The organism is Streptomyces sp. NRRL B-1347 (assembly GCF_000720325.1).
Taxonomy (GTDB): Bacteria; Actinomycetota; Actinomycetes; order Streptomycetales; family Streptomycetaceae; genus Streptomyces.
The window spans coordinates 1-1204 of sequence record NZ_JOJM01000232.1 but is presented as its reverse complement, the minus strand read 5'-3'; the positions used below and the strand labels follow the sequence as shown (position 1 = coordinate 1204).

Here is a 1204-nt window from a genome sequence, read left to right as displayed (position 1 = left end):
GCAGGTTGCGCTGGCTGACGGCGGGGGAGTCGCATGGCCCCGCACTCGTGGCGACGCTGGAGGGGCTTCCCGCCGGTGTGCCGATCACCACGGAGATGGTGGCGGACCACCTGGCCCGGCGCCGCCTCGGCTATGGACGCGGTGCCCGGATGAAGTTCGAGCGTGACGAGGTCACCTTCATCGGCGGCGTGCGGCACGGCCTGACCATGGGCTCGCCCGTCGCGGTCATGGTGGGCAACACCGAGTGGCCCAAGTGGGAGCAGGTCATGGCGGCCGACCCGGTCGACCCGGCCGAGCTGGCCGAGCTGGCGCGCAACGCGCCGCTGACGCGTCCGCGGCCCGGTCACGCCGATCTGGCGGGCATGCAGAAGTACGGGTTCGACGAGGCGCGTCCGATCCTGGAGCGGGCTTCGGCGCGGGAGACCGCGGCCCGGGTCGCGCTGGGTGCGGTGGCCCGTTCGTTCCTGAAGGAGACGGCCGGGATCGAGATCGTCTCGCATGTGGTGGAGCTGGCGAAGGCCAGGGCTCCCTACGGCGTGTACCCGACCCCCGCGGACGTCGAGAAGCTTGACGCGGATCCGGTGCGGTGCCTGGACGCGGACGCCTCGAAGGCGATGGTCGCGGAGATCGACCAGGCCCATAAGGACGGTGACACGCTGGGCGGTGTCGTGGAGGTCCTCGCCTACGGGGTGCCGGTGGGGCTGGGTTCGCACGTGCACTGGGACCGGCGTCTGGACGCGCGGCTTGCCGCGGCGTTGATGGGCATCCAGGCGATCAAGGGTGTGGAGGTCGGGGACGGCTTCGAGCTGGCCCGGGTGCCGGGTTCGCAGGCGCACGACGAGATCGTCGCCACGGACGACGGTATCCGGCGCACCACCGGCCGCTCCGGCGGCACCGAGGGCGGTCTGAGCACCGGTGAGCTGCTGCGCGTACGCGCGGCGATGAAGCCGATCGCGACGGTGCCGCGGGCGCTGGCCACGGTCGATGTGGCCACGGGTGAGGCGACCAAGGCCCATCACCAGCGCTCGGACGTGTGCGCGGTGCCGGCCGCCGGGATCGTGGCGGAGGCCATGGTCGCGCTGGTCCTGGCGGACGCGGTCGCGGAGAAGTTCGGCGGTGACAGCGTGCCGGAGACCCGGCGCAACGTCACCTCCTACCTCGACCACCTCCAGATCCGGTGAACCACCCGGCAGCAGAAGGCGCC

General features: G+C 72.3%; 1 protein-coding gene. It reads left to right on the top strand.

The features are described from left to right. Window positions 1-1181: chorismate synthase (aroC, locus tag IG74_RS0144675; protein WP_234334693.1), on the top strand; the 1181-nt coding region annotated here is incomplete at its 5' end. Window positions 1182-1204: the final 23 nt, after the last annotated feature.